The organism is Parasphingomonas halimpatiens, from assembly GCF_036663795.1.
Lineage (GTDB): Bacteria > Pseudomonadota > Alphaproteobacteria > Sphingomonadales > Sphingomonadaceae > Sphingomonas.
In genome coordinates this window covers 1-16,369 of sequence record NZ_JAXOJP010000025.1, presented here as the reverse complement: position 1 = coordinate 16,369, position 16,369 = coordinate 1, and the positions used below count along the sequence as shown (strand labels likewise).

The window sequence follows — 16,369 nt, the reverse complement described above, 5'->3', positions numbered from 1 at the left end:
TGCTCGTTTAGCCGCTCGGCTGCAAGCGCCCGGCGGGTTCGCCGACGGCATGGGCATGCTCATGCCCCTCGTCGGGATCGGGCGGAACGACCAGCACCTGGCTGCGCCAGGTCCCACGGCGATAGAACAGGATCGCGAGGCCGAGCGACACCGCCGAGCCAATCGGGAAGGCCCACCACAGGGCATCGCCGCCGATCAGCCGCTGGCCGGTCAGCGCGATGCCGATGCGCACCGGATAGAGCGAGACGATCAGGATGATCAGCGGCGCGAGCGTCGCGCCATTGGCGCGGACGGTCGAGAACAGCACCATCGTCGCGCCGAACATCACGAAGGTCCAGCTGGCGATCAGCTGTATATGGCGTGCGATCGGGATCGCCGGGCTGTCGCTGCCGACGAACAGCGTCATCACCGGTCGGTCGAACAGGATGATCGCGACGATCACCACCAGCGTGATGGCCGTGTTGGAGAGAATGCCGGCGCGGGTGATTGCATCGACCCGGTCCCAGCGGCCGGCGCCGATATTCTGCGCCGCCATCGAACTGACCGCGACGCCGATCGCCATCGCCGGCATCTGGATATAGGTCCATAGCTGCTGCGACACGGCATAGGCGGCGGCAGTGTCGACGCCGAGGCGGTTGACCAGCCCGACCATCGTCAGCCCGGCGGTCGACATGACCAGCATCTGCGCGCCCATCGGCAGGCCCTTGGCGACGATCGTGCGGACGAGCGCGCGCTCGGGAAACAGCCAGCGGAATTCGCGCCCGCGCAGCCGGATCGGCAGGTCGCGCGCATAGACGTAGATGACGAGGCCGGTGGTCGAGATCGCCGCGGCGAGCAACGTCGCGGTCGCCGAGCCGGCGATGCCCATGCGCGGGAACGGGCCGATGCCTTCGATCAGCAACGGGTTCAGCGCGCTGTCGACGATCACGCTCAGCACCATGAACCACATCGGCGTGATCGAATCGCCGGCGCCGCGCAGCCCCATCTGGATCAGCACGCCGAGCATCGACAGCGGCAGGCCGAGAAAGATCACGCGCAGATAGACCAGCGCCAGCGCCTGGGCGTCGCCCGGCGTGGCGAGCAGCCGGAGGATATCGGGCGCGAAGATCCAGCCGAGGATCGAGATCAGTACCGCGCCGCCGACCACCATGCCGATCGCCGAGCCGAAGGCGCGCCGCGCAGCCTCGACATCGCGCCGTCCGATCGACTGGCCGACGAGGATCGTCGCCGCCATGCCGAAGCCGAACACCGCGCTGAACATCAGAAACATGATGATGTTGGCATTGGACGTCGCGGCAAGCGCGCCCTCCCCCAGGAAGCGCCCGACCCAGATCGAGTTGATCGAGCCGTTGAGCGACTGGAGGATGTTGGACGCGAGCGTGGGCAGCGCGAAGGTCAGCAACGTCGTGCCGATCGGCCCGACGGTCAGGTCCCTGCGGCCTGCCGGCCCATGTTGCGGCGCGTCTGCCACGAATCATCTTCCTTTGCCGCCCGCAGGCCAATTCACCGTGCGAGCGTTGGCCGATAGGGAAATGTGCGCGGAGCGACCAGCCCTGACGGCAACTTGTTACGCTGGCGAATTGACTTCGCGGCTGCGCTGTGATGCCCTCGCGGTGGGGGACATCATGACAGCAACGCTTGCCACGCGGTCGGGTTTCGCCGCGCGCCGACCATCGGACTGCGCATTCTCATTGGTGTATCTGCTGATCATCTGGGCAGCGATGGTCGGTGGCTTCGGCCTCGACATGATCCACAAGGCGGCGAAGGGGCAGCTCTCCTATCCGTGGATCATCCACCTTCATGCCGTGGTGTTCGGCGCGTGGCTCGTGCTCCTGACGGTGCAGATGCTGTTGATCCGCCGCAATCAGGTTCGCCTCCATCGCCAACTCGGCGTTGCCGCGCTCGTCATCCTGCCGCTGATGCTGATCCTCGGCCCTGCGGCATCGATGACGATGCAGCGGCTGCATTTCAACGATCCCCATCTCGACACCGCATTCATGGCCACACAATTGACCAATGTCTTCGGGTCCGTGGCGCTGTCGATCACGGGTCTGTTGATGCGACGCGACGCGGCAGCGCACAAAAGGCTGATGCTGCTCGGCATGGTCGCGCTGGCTGAACCGGGCTTCAGCCGGCTGCTTGCCGATCCGTTGTACGCGGCGCTTGGCGACGGTTTCATCAACTACATCGCCTTCACCTATATCGGCAGCATCGCGCTGGTGATCGGCATGGGTGTCTATGATCAGGTCACGCGCCGGCGCCTGCACCCGGCCTATGTCGCCGGCGCGCTGTGGATCTTCGCCAATGAGATCACCGCGGCATATCTCTACTACCAGCCCTGGTGGGCAGCGTTCACGCGCCGGCTGATCGCACCCTGATCAACCCAGGCGCGCGAGCGCCGCGCCAAGCCGTTCTGCCTCGGCGGCCTTTTCGGCATGGTCGGCGCGGGCCTTGTCGACCGCCTCGGGCTTGGCGCGTTCGACGAAGCTCGGATTGTTGAGCCGCCCGGCGAGCCCGTCGCGTTCCTTTTCGGCCGCAGCAATCGCCTTGGTCAGGCGGGTGCGCTCGGCGTCGAGGTCGATCACGCCTTCCAGCGGCAGCACGAAGGTCGCCTCGTCGACGACCACCTGCAACGCGCCACCGCTCGCTTCGCCGTCCGCGATATCGATCCGCGCAAGGCGCGCGATCACGGCGCCCTGTGTGGCAAGCCGCGCGGTCGTCTCGGGGCCGGCGTCGCGGACATAGGCGGTCAACCGGGCACCGGGCGGCACGTTGAGTTCGGTACGCGCGCCGCGAACCTCGCCGACCAGCCGGATCAGCCAGTCGATCTCCTTGCTCGCCGCAGGATCGATTGCACGCGCATCGGCCATCGGCCATTTCGCGACGATGATATCGTTCTCGCGAGGGTGGGCGGGATCGGCGAGCGCGTGCCACAGCTCTTCCGTGATGAAGGGCATGAACGGGTGGAGCAGCACGAGGATCTGGTCGAGCACCCAGCCCGCCACCTTCTTGCTCTCCTCGTCGATCGACCCGCGTTCCTCGCCGCTAAACACCGGCTTGATCAGTTCGAGATACCAGTCGCAGAAGCGGCTCCACACGAACTGGTAGATCGCGTTGGCGGCGCCGTCGAAGCGGTAGTCGGCCAGCGCGAGGTCGACCGCCTGCACCGTCGCGATCGTCTCGGCGATAATCCATTTGTTGACCGCGAGTGTCGCCTCGGGCGCCTCCAGCTGGCTGCTCGCACCGATGCCGTTGGCCTGGCAGAAGCGCGCCGCATTCCACAGCTTGGTGGCGAAGTTGCGATAACCCTCGACGCGCTTCTCATCCATCTTGATGTCGCGGCCCTGGCTTTCCATCGCCGCCATGAAGAAGCGCAGCGCATCGGCGCCATATTGATCGATCAGCCCGAGCGGGTTGACGACATTGCCCTTCGACTTGGACATCTTCTGCCCGTCGGCAGCGCGCACCAGGCCATGCAAATAGAGCGTGCGGAACGGCACGTCCTTCATGAAATGCATGCCCTGCATCATCATCCGCGCATCCCAGAAGAACAGGATGTCGAAGCCGGAGATCAGCACGTCATTGGGGTAACGCCCGTGAAGGTTGGGGTCGGTTTCCTCGGGCCAGCCCATCGTGGCGAAGGGCCACAGCGCGGAGGAGAACCAGGTGTCGAGGACGTCGTTGTCCTGCGTGAGCGCGACGTCGGCTCCGGCCTGCGCCTGCGCCTCCTCCTCGGTCAGCGCGACGAAGATGCGGCCATCCTCGGCGAACCATGCCGGAATGCGGTGCCCCCACCAGAGCTGACGCGACACGCACCAGGGCTGGATATTCTCCATCCAGTTGAAGAAGGTCTTCTCCCAGCTTTTCGGCACGATCTTGATCGCGCCCGACTGCACCGCCTCGATCGGCCCCGTGGCCAGCGTCGCGGCATCGACATACCATTGGTCGGTCAGCCACGGCTCGATCACCTCGCCCGAGCGGTCGCCATAAGGCGTCTGGATGGTGCGCGGCTCGGCGTCGTGCTCGACGCCTTCCTTGTCGACATGCGGAATGAGGAAGCCGTCCTGCTTCAGCCGCTCGACCACCTGCTTGCGCGCCCAGAAGCGGTCGACGCCGAGCAGGTCTTCGGGGATCGACCCGTCGGCGGTCTGCGTGACCTTGGCCGCGGCGTCGAGCATGTTGAGCATCTCGCCGGCCTTGAAACCGGCGCGCTTGCCGACCTCGAAGTCGTTGAAGTCGTGTCCCGGCGTGATCTTGACCGCGCCGGTGCCGAGCGCCGGATCGGCATGCTCGTCGGCGATGATCGGGATCAGGCGACCGGTGATCGGTAGCCGGACCTGCTTGCCGATCATCGCCTTGTAGCGCTCGTCCTCGGGATGCACCGCGACCGCCATGTCGGCGAGCATCGTCTCGGGCCGCGTCGTCGCGACGATGATCGAGCCAGAGCCATCGGCCAGCGGATAGCGGATCTGCCAGAAGCTGCCCTTGGTCTCGCGCGTCTCAACCTCGAGATCGCTGATCGCGGTGCCGAGGCCCGGGTCCCAGTTCACCAGCCGCTTGTCGCGGTAGATCAGGCCCTGATTGTGGAGATCGACGAACACCTTCAGCACGGCGCGGCTGAAGCCCTCGTCCATGGTGAAGCGCTCGTTCGCCCAATCCATCGAGCAGCCGAGGCGGCGGAGCTGCTGCGTGATCTCGCCGCCGCTCTCTTCCTTCCACTCCCACACCTTGGCGATGAATTCATCGCGGGTGAAATCGGTGCGCTTCTGCTGGCGTGTCCCCATCTGGCGCTCGACCACCATCTGCGTCGCGATGCCGGCATGGTCGGTGCCGACCACCCACAGCGCATCCTTGCCCTTCAAGCGCGCATGACGCGTGAGGATATCCTGCAGCGTGTTGTCGAGCGCATGCCCGATATGCAGCGAGCCGGTGACGTTGGGCGGCGGATTGACGATCGTCCACGGCTCGGCACCGGGGCGATCGGGGCGGAACAGGCCTTCGCTCTCCCAATGCTGATACCAGCGGGATTCGATGTCGGCGGGGTCGAAGGTTTTCGGGAGTTCGGTCATAGCGCCCCGCCTTTAGACAGAACGACCCCCGTCCGTCACCCCGGACTTGTTCCGGGGTCCACTGATCCGCAAAATAAGACGGTGCCGGGTTCGCGGTACGGTGGTTGCCGGAACAAGCCCGGCATGACCGGTGGGTTTATTGGACGGCCTTCCCCGTCCATCTGTCCATCCAGCCCAGCACCTCACGATACCATTGCCGGCTGTTCTTCGGCTTGAGCACCCAGTGATTCTCGTTCGGATTGACCAGCAGGCGCGAGGGAATGCCGCGTCGTTGCAGCGCGGTGAACGCCGCCAGGCCCTGCGTATAGGGAATGCGGAAGTCCTTCTCGCCGGTGATCACCAGCATCGGTGTCTTCCAGTTCTGCACGTAATTGACCGGGTTCCATTTCTCGAACGCGGCGGGGTCCTCATAATAGGCCTTGCCGCCATGTTCCCACTCGTCGAACCACAGTTCCTCGGTCTCGTACGCCATGGCGCGGGCATCGAACACGCCGTCATGCTGGACGATGCACTTGAAGCGATCGGGCCACTGCCCCTCGATCCAGTTCATCATATAGCCGCCATAGGAGGCGCCCAGCGCACAGGCATTGTCGGCGTCGAGCCAGGCGAATTTGTCGGTCGCCGCCTTGAGGCCCTTTTGCAAATCCTCGAGCGGCCAGCCGCCCCAATTGTTGCGGATCGCATCGCTGAAGCCCTGGCCGTAGCCGGTCGAGCCGTGGAAATCGATCGCCACCAGGCCATAGCCCGCGCCAGCGAACAGCGCCGGGTTCCAGCGATAGGACCAACTGTTGTTGCTACTGCCCTGCGGGCCGCCATGGACCATGAAGGCGATCGGCACCTTGCCGGTCGACCCTGCCGGCTTCACGGCATAACCCCAGACAGTGTCGTTGTTGGCGCCGGCGAAGCTGAAGCGGGTGACGCTCGGCATGTCGATGCCGGCGAGCTTTTCGGCGTTGACCGAGGTCAGCCGCGCGACCTTCTTCCCGCTCAGCAGGTAGAAATCGTCGGGCGCGGTCAGGCTGTTCATGCTGAACACCGCGCCTTTGGCGGTCGGCAGCACGGCGGTGACGTTCCCGGCATCAGTCAGGCGGGTGACCTTGCCGCCGACCGGATCGACCGACCAGATCGGATTTTCCTGCGTGTCCTCGGCAGTGACGATGATGCGCTTCGAATCGGGCGACCAGGCGATCGAACCGACCGAGCGATCCCAGCCCGCGGTAACCGCCCGCACCTTGCCGGTGGCGAGATCACGCAGCATCAGCACCTGGCGGTCGGCTTCGTAGCCGGCGCGCGCCATCGCGAACCAGGCAAGGCTTCGGCCGTCGGGCGAGACGGTCGGCAGATTGTCCATGCCCTTGTTGTCGGCGGTCAGGTTGGTCGGCGCGGCCGAGCCGTCGGCAGGTGCGGTGAAAATATCGAGATTGGTCGACAAAGGTTCGATCCGCCCCGCCTCGCGCAGCGCGAAATAGACCGTCTTGCCGTCGGCCGACCACGACACCTCCTCGCCGCCGCCCGAGGGCTTTGACGGCGTGTCGCCGACCAGACCATGTTCGATCGCCACCCCGTCGCCCGGCCCGCCATCGGCGGTCAGCGGCAGGACGAACAGTTGCGAGCGCGTGCCGTCGGCCCAGCTATCCCAGTGGCGCACGAACATTTTGTCATAGGTACGCCCCCCGCCCGCGTCCGCCGCCTTCTTGATCATCGGCGGCGCGAGACTCGGTGCGCCGGGCAGGCGATCGGCCCAGATCAATACCTTGTCACCGGTCGGCGCGACCTTGAAGCCGCCAAAACCGCCCTGGAAGCCGGTCAGCTTCTTCGGCGCGCCACCTGACACATTGATCGCCCAGACCGCGTCGTCACCGCCCTTGTCCGACTGGAAATAGACCGTCTTGCCATCGGCGGAGAATTGCGGCGCGGTTTCGTTGACGTCGGGCTCGGCGAGCAGCTTTTCTGGCTTCGCGCCCTTCTTCGCCAGGTCGAGACGCCAAAGATCATAGCGGCCCCTGTCGGCGGCGATATCGGTTTCGCGCTGCTGCCAGACGAGCCAGTGCCCATCGGCAGAGATGGCGGGGGCACCAACGCGCGACAGCGTCGTCACGTCTTCGATGGTGAGTTGGCGGGCAGCGACGGGAGTCGCGACGGCGATGGCGAGCAGGCTCGCGAACGACAGATATTTCATGGAGCGAGATTAAGCAGATGCCGCGCGCGACGGCAATCTCGGCCGCGGATCAGCGTTGCTGGCCGGTGATCCGTGAAATCTCGCGCGCGACCATCGATTCGACCATCGCCGGCAGATTGGCGTCGAGCCAGTCGCGCAACATCGGGCGGATCATCTCGCGCACCATGCCCTCGAGCGTGTCGCTGCCGGCGACCTCGGGCTTCACCACCATGCGCGACAGGGCATCGAGCGGGCCGCGAGTCGCTTCAGCGGTCCGCGGCGACAGCAATGACGGCGCGGCAACAGCAAGGGGCGCTGCCACTTCCGGCGGCGCCGGCCGGGGCTCGGGTGCCGGGCGCGGCGGCGCGGGCATTTCAGCCGCGATTCGCTCGCTCAGTTCGAGCACCTCGTCATCGTCATACGGTTCGGGCTCGGGCACCGGCGCCGGCGCCGGTCGCGGCTGGCGGCGGGCACGCGCGGCGGCCATCGCCCCATCGCCCTCTTCGGCGATGATACGTTTGATCGAGGAGAGAATCTCCTCCATCGACGGCTCGGCGCTGATGTCCCCCATCGGCAGTCCTTGCGAAAACCAAAGCGCGCGGTCGAAAACCGACCTACTTTGGGCCACCTGCGGGATTTTGGGTATCGGTGTCAACAGGAGCGGTTAACAACGGATCGAGTTTCGTCGTTACCAGCGCATTTTGTGCCGGGGTGCCGATCGTGCTGGTACCCACCGCCCGGGCCGGCTTGCCATCGCTCCAGTCGGAAATCCGGTGCTGGACGGCGTTGAAGTTCGCCACCGGATCATAGAGCGCGCCCCCATCGAGCCCGAGGTCGCGCGCCTCGGCATGGCCCATCGCGGCGAGCAGCGCGAAGCCGGCGACATAGGCGTCGCGCTGCGCCGTCACCAAAGTGACCTGCGAATTGAGCAGTTCCTGCTCGGCGTTGAGGATGTCGAGGATCGTGCGGTTGCCGACGCTGTTTTCGGCGCGCACGCCCTCAAGCGACAGCTTGTTGGCGCTGACCGCCGTCTGCGACGAGGCAATCACCTCGAGCGACGACTGCCACACGGCATAGGCCGAGCGCGTATTGGCGATCACGGTGCGTTCGGCCGCCGTCGCCTGCTCGATCGCCTGACCGCGCAGTGCCTGCGCCTGACGCACTTGCGCCGCCGGTCGACCGCCCTGGAACAGCGGCACCGTCAGCGTCAGGCCGCCGCTGGCCGATTTGCCGGACTGGCCGACGGCAACGCCCGTCCCCGAGCCGAGCGAACCGAGATAATTGTAATAGTTGCCGCCGACCCCGACGCTGAGCTTGGGCAAACGTGCCGCCCGCGCGACGTCGACATCGTAGCGCGTCGCATCGCGCGATTTTTGCGCGGCGAGCAGCGACGGATTGTCCTTCAGCGCGACATCGACCGCGGTGTCGGGCGAGGTCGGCAGATTCGGTAATAGCGGCGGCGTGTCGAGCTTTTCCGGCGGCGAGCCGACAAGGCGGATGTAATTCTCACGACTTGAGATCAACCGTGACTGGGCGGTCTGCAACTGGCCGCGCGCAACGGCGAGGCGCGCGTCCGACTGGGCGACATCGGTTCGGGTCAGGTCGCCGACCTGAAAGCGATCCTTGGACGCCTGCAAATTGACATCGAGGACGTGAACGTTCTGCTGGTTGAGGCTGACGATCGCCTCGTCGCGGATCACGTCCATATAGGCGCCGACCACCGCAGTGAACAAATCGCTCTCTGTACCGCGCAACGAATCGCGCCCCGCTTCGACGCGCGTGCGCGCGGCCGCAACCGAGTTGCGCACGGCGCCGCCCGAGTAGATCGGTACGCTAAGCTGAGTCTGCCCGGCGAGCTGGCGATCGGGCGAGACGAAGCTGTTCGCCGCCTTGACGAAGTCTTCGGTATAGCTGCCCGAGGCGTTTAGCGACGGCAGCCCGCTCGCCCGCGCGATCGGCACATTCTCGTCATTGGCGCGCTGCGCATCGCGCTGGGCGTTGATCGTCGGGTTGGTGTTATAGGCCTTGACCAATGCCTCACGCAGCGTCTCGGCCGACGCCGGCGGCACGACCAACGCCACAGCGACAGTGCCGAGCAGCAGCCGGCGCAAGGGCGAAATCCGGTCGGTCATCAAAAGGTGAAACTCCTTGGCCGGTCGAATCCCGGCAAAACCACACAGTCGATGTCGGCGAACGGCAGCAGCGCGAAGCCGCCCTCGCTGCGCCGACCATAAGCAAGGCGGGTGATGCCGCGGTCGGCGAGACCTGCCACGACCCGACCGCCGACCTTGACCTGCGCGACCAACGCATCGGGCAGTTGCTCGACGGCACCGTCGACCACCAGCACGTCATAGGGTGCGCCCGCTTCATGCCCTGCGCCAAGCGGCCCTTCGACCAGCGTCACCGAGTGATATCCCGCGAGAGTCGTCCGGGCGATCGCGGCCAGCACCGGATCGACCTCGACCGCCACCACCTCGGCGACGAGCTCCGCCAGCACCGCTGCGGTGTAGCCACCCGCCGCGCCGATCAGCAGCACGCGGTCGCGCGCGGTGAGCGTAGCCGCGGTCAGCAGCTTGCCGGTCGCGATCGGGACATTCTGCGCGCGGCCGTGCGTCAGCGGGACCGCCGTGTCGCGATAGGCGAGCGCCGCCACCTCGCCGGGCAGGAAAGCCTCGCGCGGCACTTCCGCCATGGCAGCGACGACGCGCGCATCGCTGACCGCGTTGGTGCGCAACTGGCTGGCCACCATCGCGTGGCGCATCGCGTGATAACGATCGGTCTGTGTCGCGGTCGAATTCATGAATCACCCTGTCGCACAACTGTTTTAGTCATGCAATACACTTCTGCATGCTTCGACCATCTATAGCGCGCGCCGCGCAACGCCAAGCGCGCGCCGGAGATTTTGTTGCCCCGGATCGCGTGGCGGTTGACACGAGCCCAAGTCCCGCGCATCTGCGCCCGCCTTGGCCCGATGGCGGAGTGGTGACGTAGAGGACTGCAAATCCTCGCACCCGGGTTCGATTCCCGGTCGGGCCTCCAGCTTCCAGTCCCAAAACGACCGGTACGGTGCACAACGCCACCGGACCGGTCGTATTTGTCCAAGCTTCCTCGCCCTGCTTCGGCGCATGGGGTCTCGCAAGGTCCGACCAAGTCGGGACGGGCGAACGGGGGCTGGCATGCACAATATGCGAATGAGTCGGATGCTGACGATCGGCATGGCGGGTGCCGCCATGGCGCTGGGCGCGTTGCCGGCGATGGCGCAGGACGCCGCTGCCGATATCGACCGGATGATCGACGCGACGACATCACCCGATGGCGCCCTCAAGCTGGCGCGCAACCAGGCCGATCAGAGCGACCTGACGGGTGCGGCGGCAACGCTCGAACGCGCGCTGCTCGCCCATCCCGACAAGGGCAGCGCCGATGTGCGCCTCTATTATGTCGCGATCCTGTGCCGGCTCGACGATCACGGTCGCGCGCGAATCGAGGCAAGCCGCATCGATTCCAGCAGCGCTTCGACCGCCGCAATCGGCGAGGCACGGGCCGCCTGCGGGTCGCTCGACCTGCCCGCCAGCGGCGGCGCCGCCGCGAACAGCGGCGTGATCGGCAATGTTGCGCTCGGGCTCGCCTATGACACCGACAACAGCGCCGCGCTCAGCCCGGCATTTGCTCTTCCCGGCATTGCCGTGCCGAGCAATGACGGCCTGTCGATCGTCGCATCGGCGCAGGTCGACGCGCGCACGCCGGTCGGCAGCGGTTATGCCTATGGCGGCCTTTCGGGCATGACCAAGAACGCGATCGGCGGACCGAACCTCGATTATCAATTGGGTTCGCTGCGCGCCGGCTTCGGCATGCAGGGCAGCGGCGTCGGTTTCGAAATCGGCGGCGTGCTGCGACACGGCCGGTTGTTCGGCCATCCTTTCTACACCGAATATGGCGGCCAGGGCGAACTGAGCACGGCCGCTGGCGACAGCGCGCGGGTCGCGCTGCGCGGTGAGGTCACGCATCAGGACTATGTCGGCTCCAACGCCTTTTTCGACCGCGACGGAACGCGCTTCGACCTCGCGCTCGAATATCGTGCCGGCGTTGCGCGCGACCATGGCTGGGTGATCGGCGCCGCCTTCGAGGACAAGACCGCACGCACCCGCAATCTCGGCTATCAGGGCTGGCGGCTCTACGCTGCGGCACGGCTGCCGCTGAACCAGGCCGGCACCTACAGCGCGCTGTCGGCAACCGTCCGCCATGTCGATTATCGTAACGTCGCGCTGATCGGCGACCGGGTCGAGACTCGCTGGTTCGCGCGCGCCGCGCTCGGCACGCCGCTGGGGTCGAGCCCGGTCGATCTCGAAGGCGCGGTCAGCTACACGCGCCGCAGCTATAACGCCGCCAGCCTGTTGCATGACTATGGCAGCTTCGGCGCCGAGCTTCGGCTCGTGCTGAACTTCGGCCGCTAAGGGGACACGTACCATGAACCATCGTTTCACCTTGCTCGCCACGGCCGCCGTCGTCGCCGCCTCCCCCCTTCCCGCCGTCGCGCAGACGGTCGGGGTCAACGCCGCCGTGGTCAACGACGTGCGGATGAAGACCGACGCCAATCCGAGTGTCCACCGCGCGGTGGTCAAGGAACGCGTCGCGCTCGGCAACGACATCGCCACCGGTCCGGCAAGCCGTCTGCAGGTGCTGCTGCTCGACCACACCAACTTCACGGTCGGCGCCAACGCGCGGTTGAAGGTCGATCGCTTCGTCTATGACCCCGCGAAAAGCGCCAGCGCGGTCGGCCTGTCAGTGACCAGGGGCGCTTTCCGTTTCATGTCGGGCAAGCCGCTTCACGCCAATCCCGGCCAGTCGCAAATTACCACGCCGGTCGCCTCGATCGGCATCCGCGGCACGATCGTCGAACTGGCGGTCGGTGCCGACGCGCTGGCGGTGATCGGTCATCAACCCGGCCTGCCGTCCTTCACGGCCGACCCCGAGACGGCAACGCTGATCTTCCTGCGCGGCCCCGGTGCCGGCGCGCAGGGTGGCGAGCAGCAGGGCGCGATCGACGTGACCGCCGGCGGCACCACCGGCTCGATCGCCGGATCCGGTCAGGCCTTTTTCGTAGCCGGCCCCAACCAGGCGCCGATCGGGCCCTTCACCCTCTCGGCCGAAGCATCCGACCAGCTTGCCATGCTGCTTGGCCGACGCGGCAAGAGCACCGGTCGCTTCGATAGTCCACTGGTCCAGAATCCGATCATCGATCAGTTCTTCGAGGCCGGCGAAGGCGATCCGGCCGCCCAGATCCCCTGAGACCGAAATCGGGACCGCCGCGGCATAATCTTTTGCTGTTCGACGCCCCTTGATTGAGGCAGAAAGCCTGCCGGGGCGGCGGGCCCGCGCGATCGGTCACCGGCTACCGCAAAGGGGAGTAGGCGTTGCATGGGCCCTGGTCGCCCCGGCATCGAATTTGGGCAGGGCGCGTCGGTGCTGGGGGCAGCGTTGGCGATCGGCGCCTTGTTGCTATCGTTGTTCATCACCCCGCCGAGCGGCGCCGGGGCAGCGGACCGCGTCGCGCCGGCCTTTCAAGGCGTAGCGAGCTGCGCCGGCACGACCTGTCATGGACGGCTCGAGGCGGACGGCGCGGTGGTGCGCCAGGATGAACTCAAGCTTTGGCAGGAACCCTCGACTCCCGGCGGCGCGCATAGCCGCGCGTTCACCGTGCTCGCCGGGACGCGTGCGCATCAGATCACCGCGACGCTCGGGCTGGGCGAGCCGACCAGCGCGCCGGCCTGCCTCGGTTGCCATGCCACGCCGGTCGGCGACCCGCGCGGTGCACGCTTCCTGACCAGCGACGGCGTGGGCTGCGAGGCCTGCCATGGTGCGGCCGGCGGCTGGATAGCGTCGCACTACAGCGTCGGCGCCAGCCATGCCGCCAATGTGTCGCGCGGGATGATCGCGCTCGATCGCCCGGCGACACGCGCCGCGCTGTGCCTCGATTGTCATTTCGGCAGCGCCCGCAATGGCCAGTTCGTCAGCCACCGCATGATGGCCGCCGGCCATCCGCGCATCGCTTTCGAACTCGACCTGTTCTCGACGCTGCAACTCCACCACAATGAGGACGTCGACTATGCCGCGCGAAAAGGCCGCAGCGACAGCGTGCGGATGTGGGCGGTCGGCCAGGCGATGGCGCTGGGCCGTGAAATGACGCTGTTCGCCAACCCGGCGCGCGGCAGCGAGGGCGCCTTTCCCGAATTCACTTTCTTCGACTGCCACAGCTGCCACCGCCGCATTTTCGACCAGGCCGATCGCGTGAAGACATGGGAGGCGAATCCCGGCCGCCCGATTCCTGCCGGCATGCCGCCGTTCAACGACGAGAATATGATCCTGCTCGCCGCCGCCGCGCGCGTCGGCGCCCCCGGCCTCGCACCGCGGCTCGACGCCGACAGCCGCGCTTTCCATGCTGCCATCGCACGCGATCGGGGTGCGGCGGTTGCTGCCGCCAACCGGCTCGGCGCAACCGCGAACGCGCTGGCGACCGCGCTCGGCAACGCGCCGACCGGCGGCGACAGCGCCTTTGCGATGGTCGACGTCGTCGCCGGCCCAGTGCTGTCGCCGCGCTTCACCGATTATGAAGGCTCGGCGCAGGGCGTGATGGCGGTCGACACGCTGCTCAACGCGCTGGTCAAGCAGGGCCGCGTCACGACCGGCGCGGCCGCAGGCATCCGCGCCAACATCAACCGCGCCTATGCGGCGGTGAAAGACCCCAACGCCTATCGCCCCGGCGACTTCCGCGCGTCGCTCGCCGAGGCGGTGCGTGCGATCAGGGCGCTGCGATGAGCCGGGCTTTTTCCTCCTCTTCTAGCCCCTCCCCTTCAGGGGAGGGGTTGGGGTGGGGCAGTGCCGCAAACGCGCGCTCGCGGATAGGCCCCACCCCCAACCCCTCCCCTGAAGGGGAGGGGCTGAAGAAGGCGCGAAGTAGTCCGCTCTCTACGCTACTCGCTAGCATCGGCTTGATCCTCTCGGGCTGCGGCGGCGGCGGGTCGAGCGGCAGCACGCCGACGCCCACCCCTGCCCCGGCAACCGCGCCGACCGGCCTCTACGCCGTTCCCAGCGCCGAGGCGCTCAGCGTCGCCGACGTGCAGGCGGTCATCGCCCATGCCGCCGCCGAGGCGAGCGCGCGCCATCTGCCCGGCGTGATCGCCGTCACCGACCGCGTCGGCAATGTCCTCGCCGTGTTCCGCATGACCGGCGCGCGGGCCACCGCCGTGACCAGCCCGGCCCCTAACGGCGCGAACATCGACGCGCAGAACCTCACCATCCCGGCCGAGGCGGGCGCCATCGCCAAGGCCGTTACCGGCGCCTATCTGTCGAGTAGCGGCAATGCCTTTTCGACGCGCACGGCGAGCCAGATCGTCCAGCAGAATTTTCCGCCCGGCTCTTCCACGCTCGGACTGGAAAGCGGACCCCTGTTCGGCGTGCAGTTCAGCCAATTGCCCTGCTCCGACCTGGCGGCACGTTATGGCGCGAGCGGCAGCGCCGCGCTGATCGGGCCGAAACGTTCACCGCTCGGTCTGTCGGCCGATCCCGGCGGTTTCCCGCTCTACAAGAACGGCGTCGTCGTCGGTGGAATCGGCGTGATGGCGGACGGCGCCTACGGTTTCGACGCCAATTCGATCGACATCGACAACGACCCCGAAGAAGCGATCGCGCTCGCCGGGACGCTCGGCTTCGAGGCGCCCGAGAGCGTGCGCGCCGACCATGTCTATGTCGACGGCACCCAGCTGCGCTACACCGACATCGCCTATACCGGGCTGATCGCCACGGGCGCTGCAAGCTATGCCACGACCGACCCGGCGCTTGGCTCGCTGGTGGCGGTGCGTGGTTATGCCGCGGCCGTGATCATCGTCGGCACGGCGTATGGCAGCGAGGCGTCCGGCGTACGCGCCGCGACCACCAGCGAATTTTCCAACCGCGATGCCTTCGTGCTGACCGACGGCGCGGGCAGCGACCGCTTCCCGATCCGTGCCGGCACCGATGCCGGCGACGTCGCGACACCACTGACCGCGACCGAGACCCGCGCGATCCTGGAAGAAGCCTTTACGGTGATGAGCCGCGCGCGCGCGCAGATTCGCCAGCCGCTCGACAGCCGCGCGCAGGTCACCATCTCGCTGGTCGATACGCGCGGCGCGGTGCTCGGCATCGTCCGTTCGCCCGACGCGCCGTTGTTCGGCACCGACGTTTCGCTGCAAAAAGCACGCACCGCCGCCTTCATGTCGGGCAAGAATGCTGCGCAGCAATTGCTCGCCGATCCTAGCAGCGACGTGCAGCATTTCGTCGCCGCGACGCGCACCTTCCTCAAGGGTCCGAACGCGCTGACCGGCGCCACCGCCTTCACCGATCGCGCCGGCGGCCTGCTGTCGCGCCCGCACTTCCCCGATGGCGAAGTGGCGCGCCCGAACGGCCCACTGTCGCGCCCGATCGCCCAGTTCAATCCGCTGTCGACCGGCCTGCAATCGGCGCTGGTGCTGACCAATCTCGCGCAGCATCTCGGCTTCGTCACTGGTGCCAGCGTGAGCGATACGCCGCAGCGCTGCACTTTCATTCCCGATGCGTCAGCGGGGCAAAATCGACTGCAAAACGGCCTGCAGATCTTCCCCGGCTCGGTCCCGATCTATCGCGGGACGACACTCGTCGGCGCAGTCGGCGTGTCGGGGGACGGCATCGACCAGGACGACATGATCGGCTTTCTCGGCCTCGCTTATGCCGGCACGCGCGTCGGCGGCATCGGCAACGCGCCGCTCGCAATCCGTGCCGACAATGTCGTTGTCGATCTCGGCGACGCGCAAGTGCGGCTGCGCTACGTCAACTGCCCGTTCGCGCCGTTCCTCGACACCAGTACGCAGAATGTGTGTACCGGGCTGTGATGGGGAACGACGCCCAATCCCGTTTCAAGCCCCTCCCCTTCAGGGGAGGGGTTGGGGTGGGGCCTATCCAAAGGACGACAGTCTCGTTGAGAATGAGACGCCCCACCCCCAACCCCTCCCCTGAAGGCTACAGCATTCACACATCGTGGTTGCCATGTGGTTTTTGGTCTGATTCGATGTCCTTGAGAGCGGGAGGACATGATGGAGCAGACGCTGGGCCGATTTGGAGATCGGCGCCTGGA

The 16,369-nt window shown here is 66.8% G+C and carries 11 protein-coding genes and 1 tRNA gene; 6 read left to right on the top strand and 6 right to left on the bottom strand.

Going from position 1 to position 16,369, the window contains the following annotated elements:
* Positions 1–7: 7 nt before the first annotated feature.
* Complete coding sequence (locus tag U1839_RS19580; protein WP_332805265.1) at positions 8–1,471, bottom strand: MATE family efflux transporter; 1,464 nt, start codon at positions 1,469–1,471, stop codon at positions 8–10.
* A 223-nt stretch (positions 1,472–1,694) separates the two neighbouring features.
* Between U1839_RS19580 and U1839_RS19575 the strand changes: the two genes are divergently transcribed.
* Complete coding sequence (locus U1839_RS19575) at positions 1,695–2,378, top strand: hypothetical protein (RefSeq protein ID WP_332805264.1); 684 nt, start codon at positions 1,695–1,697, stop codon at positions 2,376–2,378.
* Here U1839_RS19575 and U1839_RS19570 read toward each other — a convergent pair whose 3' ends face one another.
* From U1839_RS19570 to U1839_RS19550, 5 genes are all read right to left on the bottom strand, one after another.
* On the bottom strand, positions 2,379–5,069 hold the full coding sequence (locus U1839_RS19570) for a valine--tRNA ligase (RefSeq protein WP_332805263.1): 2,691 nt from the start codon (positions 5,067–5,069) through the stop codon (positions 2,379–2,381).
* A 136-nt stretch (positions 5,070–5,205) separates the two neighbouring features.
* On the bottom strand, positions 5,206–7,248 hold the full coding sequence (locus U1839_RS19565) for a S9 family peptidase (protein ID WP_332805262.1): 2,043 nt from the start codon (positions 7,246–7,248) through the stop codon (positions 5,206–5,208).
* 49 nt (positions 7,249–7,297) lie between these two features.
* Positions 7,298–7,798, bottom strand: a complete 501-nt coding sequence (locus tag U1839_RS19560; RefSeq protein ID WP_332805261.1) for a DUF2497 domain-containing protein — start codon at positions 7,796–7,798, stop codon at positions 7,298–7,300.
* 43 nt (positions 7,799–7,841) lie between these two features.
* The gene (locus tag U1839_RS19555; RefSeq protein WP_332805260.1) at positions 7,842–9,359 is read right to left on the bottom strand and encodes a TolC family outer membrane protein; all 1,518 of its coding nucleotides are present in this window, start codon (positions 9,357–9,359) and stop codon (positions 7,842–7,844) included.
* Entirely contained in the window at positions 9,359–10,027 is a 669-nt protein-coding gene (locus U1839_RS19550; protein ID WP_332805259.1) for a protein-L-isoaspartate O-methyltransferase family protein, read from the bottom strand. The genes U1839_RS19555 and U1839_RS19550 overlap by 1 nt, the downstream gene beginning before the upstream one ends.
* Before the next feature lie 165 nt (positions 10,028–10,192).
* Between U1839_RS19550 and U1839_RS19545 the strand changes: the two genes are divergently transcribed.
* The 5 genes from U1839_RS19545 (at position 10,193) to U1839_RS19525 (ending at position 16,127) form a co-directional block, all read left to right on the top strand.
* Positions 10,193–10,266 (top strand) — tRNA-Cys (locus U1839_RS19545).
* A 152-nt stretch (positions 10,267–10,418) separates the two neighbouring features.
* Entirely contained in the window at positions 10,419–11,678 is a 1,260-nt protein-coding gene (locus U1839_RS19540) for a hypothetical protein (protein ID WP_332805258.1), read from the top strand.
* A gap of 13 nt (positions 11,679–11,691) precedes the next feature.
* On the top strand, positions 11,692–12,513 hold the full coding sequence (locus U1839_RS19535; protein WP_332805257.1) for a FecR family protein: 822 nt from the start codon (positions 11,692–11,694) through the stop codon (positions 12,511–12,513).
* 129 nt (positions 12,514–12,642) lie between these two features.
* On the top strand, positions 12,643–14,040 hold the full coding sequence (locus tag U1839_RS19530) for a multiheme c-type cytochrome (protein WP_332805256.1): 1,398 nt from the start codon (positions 12,643–12,645) through the stop codon (positions 14,038–14,040).
* Positions 14,041–14,207: 167 nt separating this feature from the next.
* On the top strand, positions 14,208–16,127 hold the full coding sequence (locus U1839_RS19525; RefSeq protein WP_443030644.1) for a heme-binding protein: 1,920 nt from the start codon (positions 14,208–14,210) through the stop codon (positions 16,125–16,127).
* Positions 16,128–16,369 lie beyond the last annotated feature (242 nt).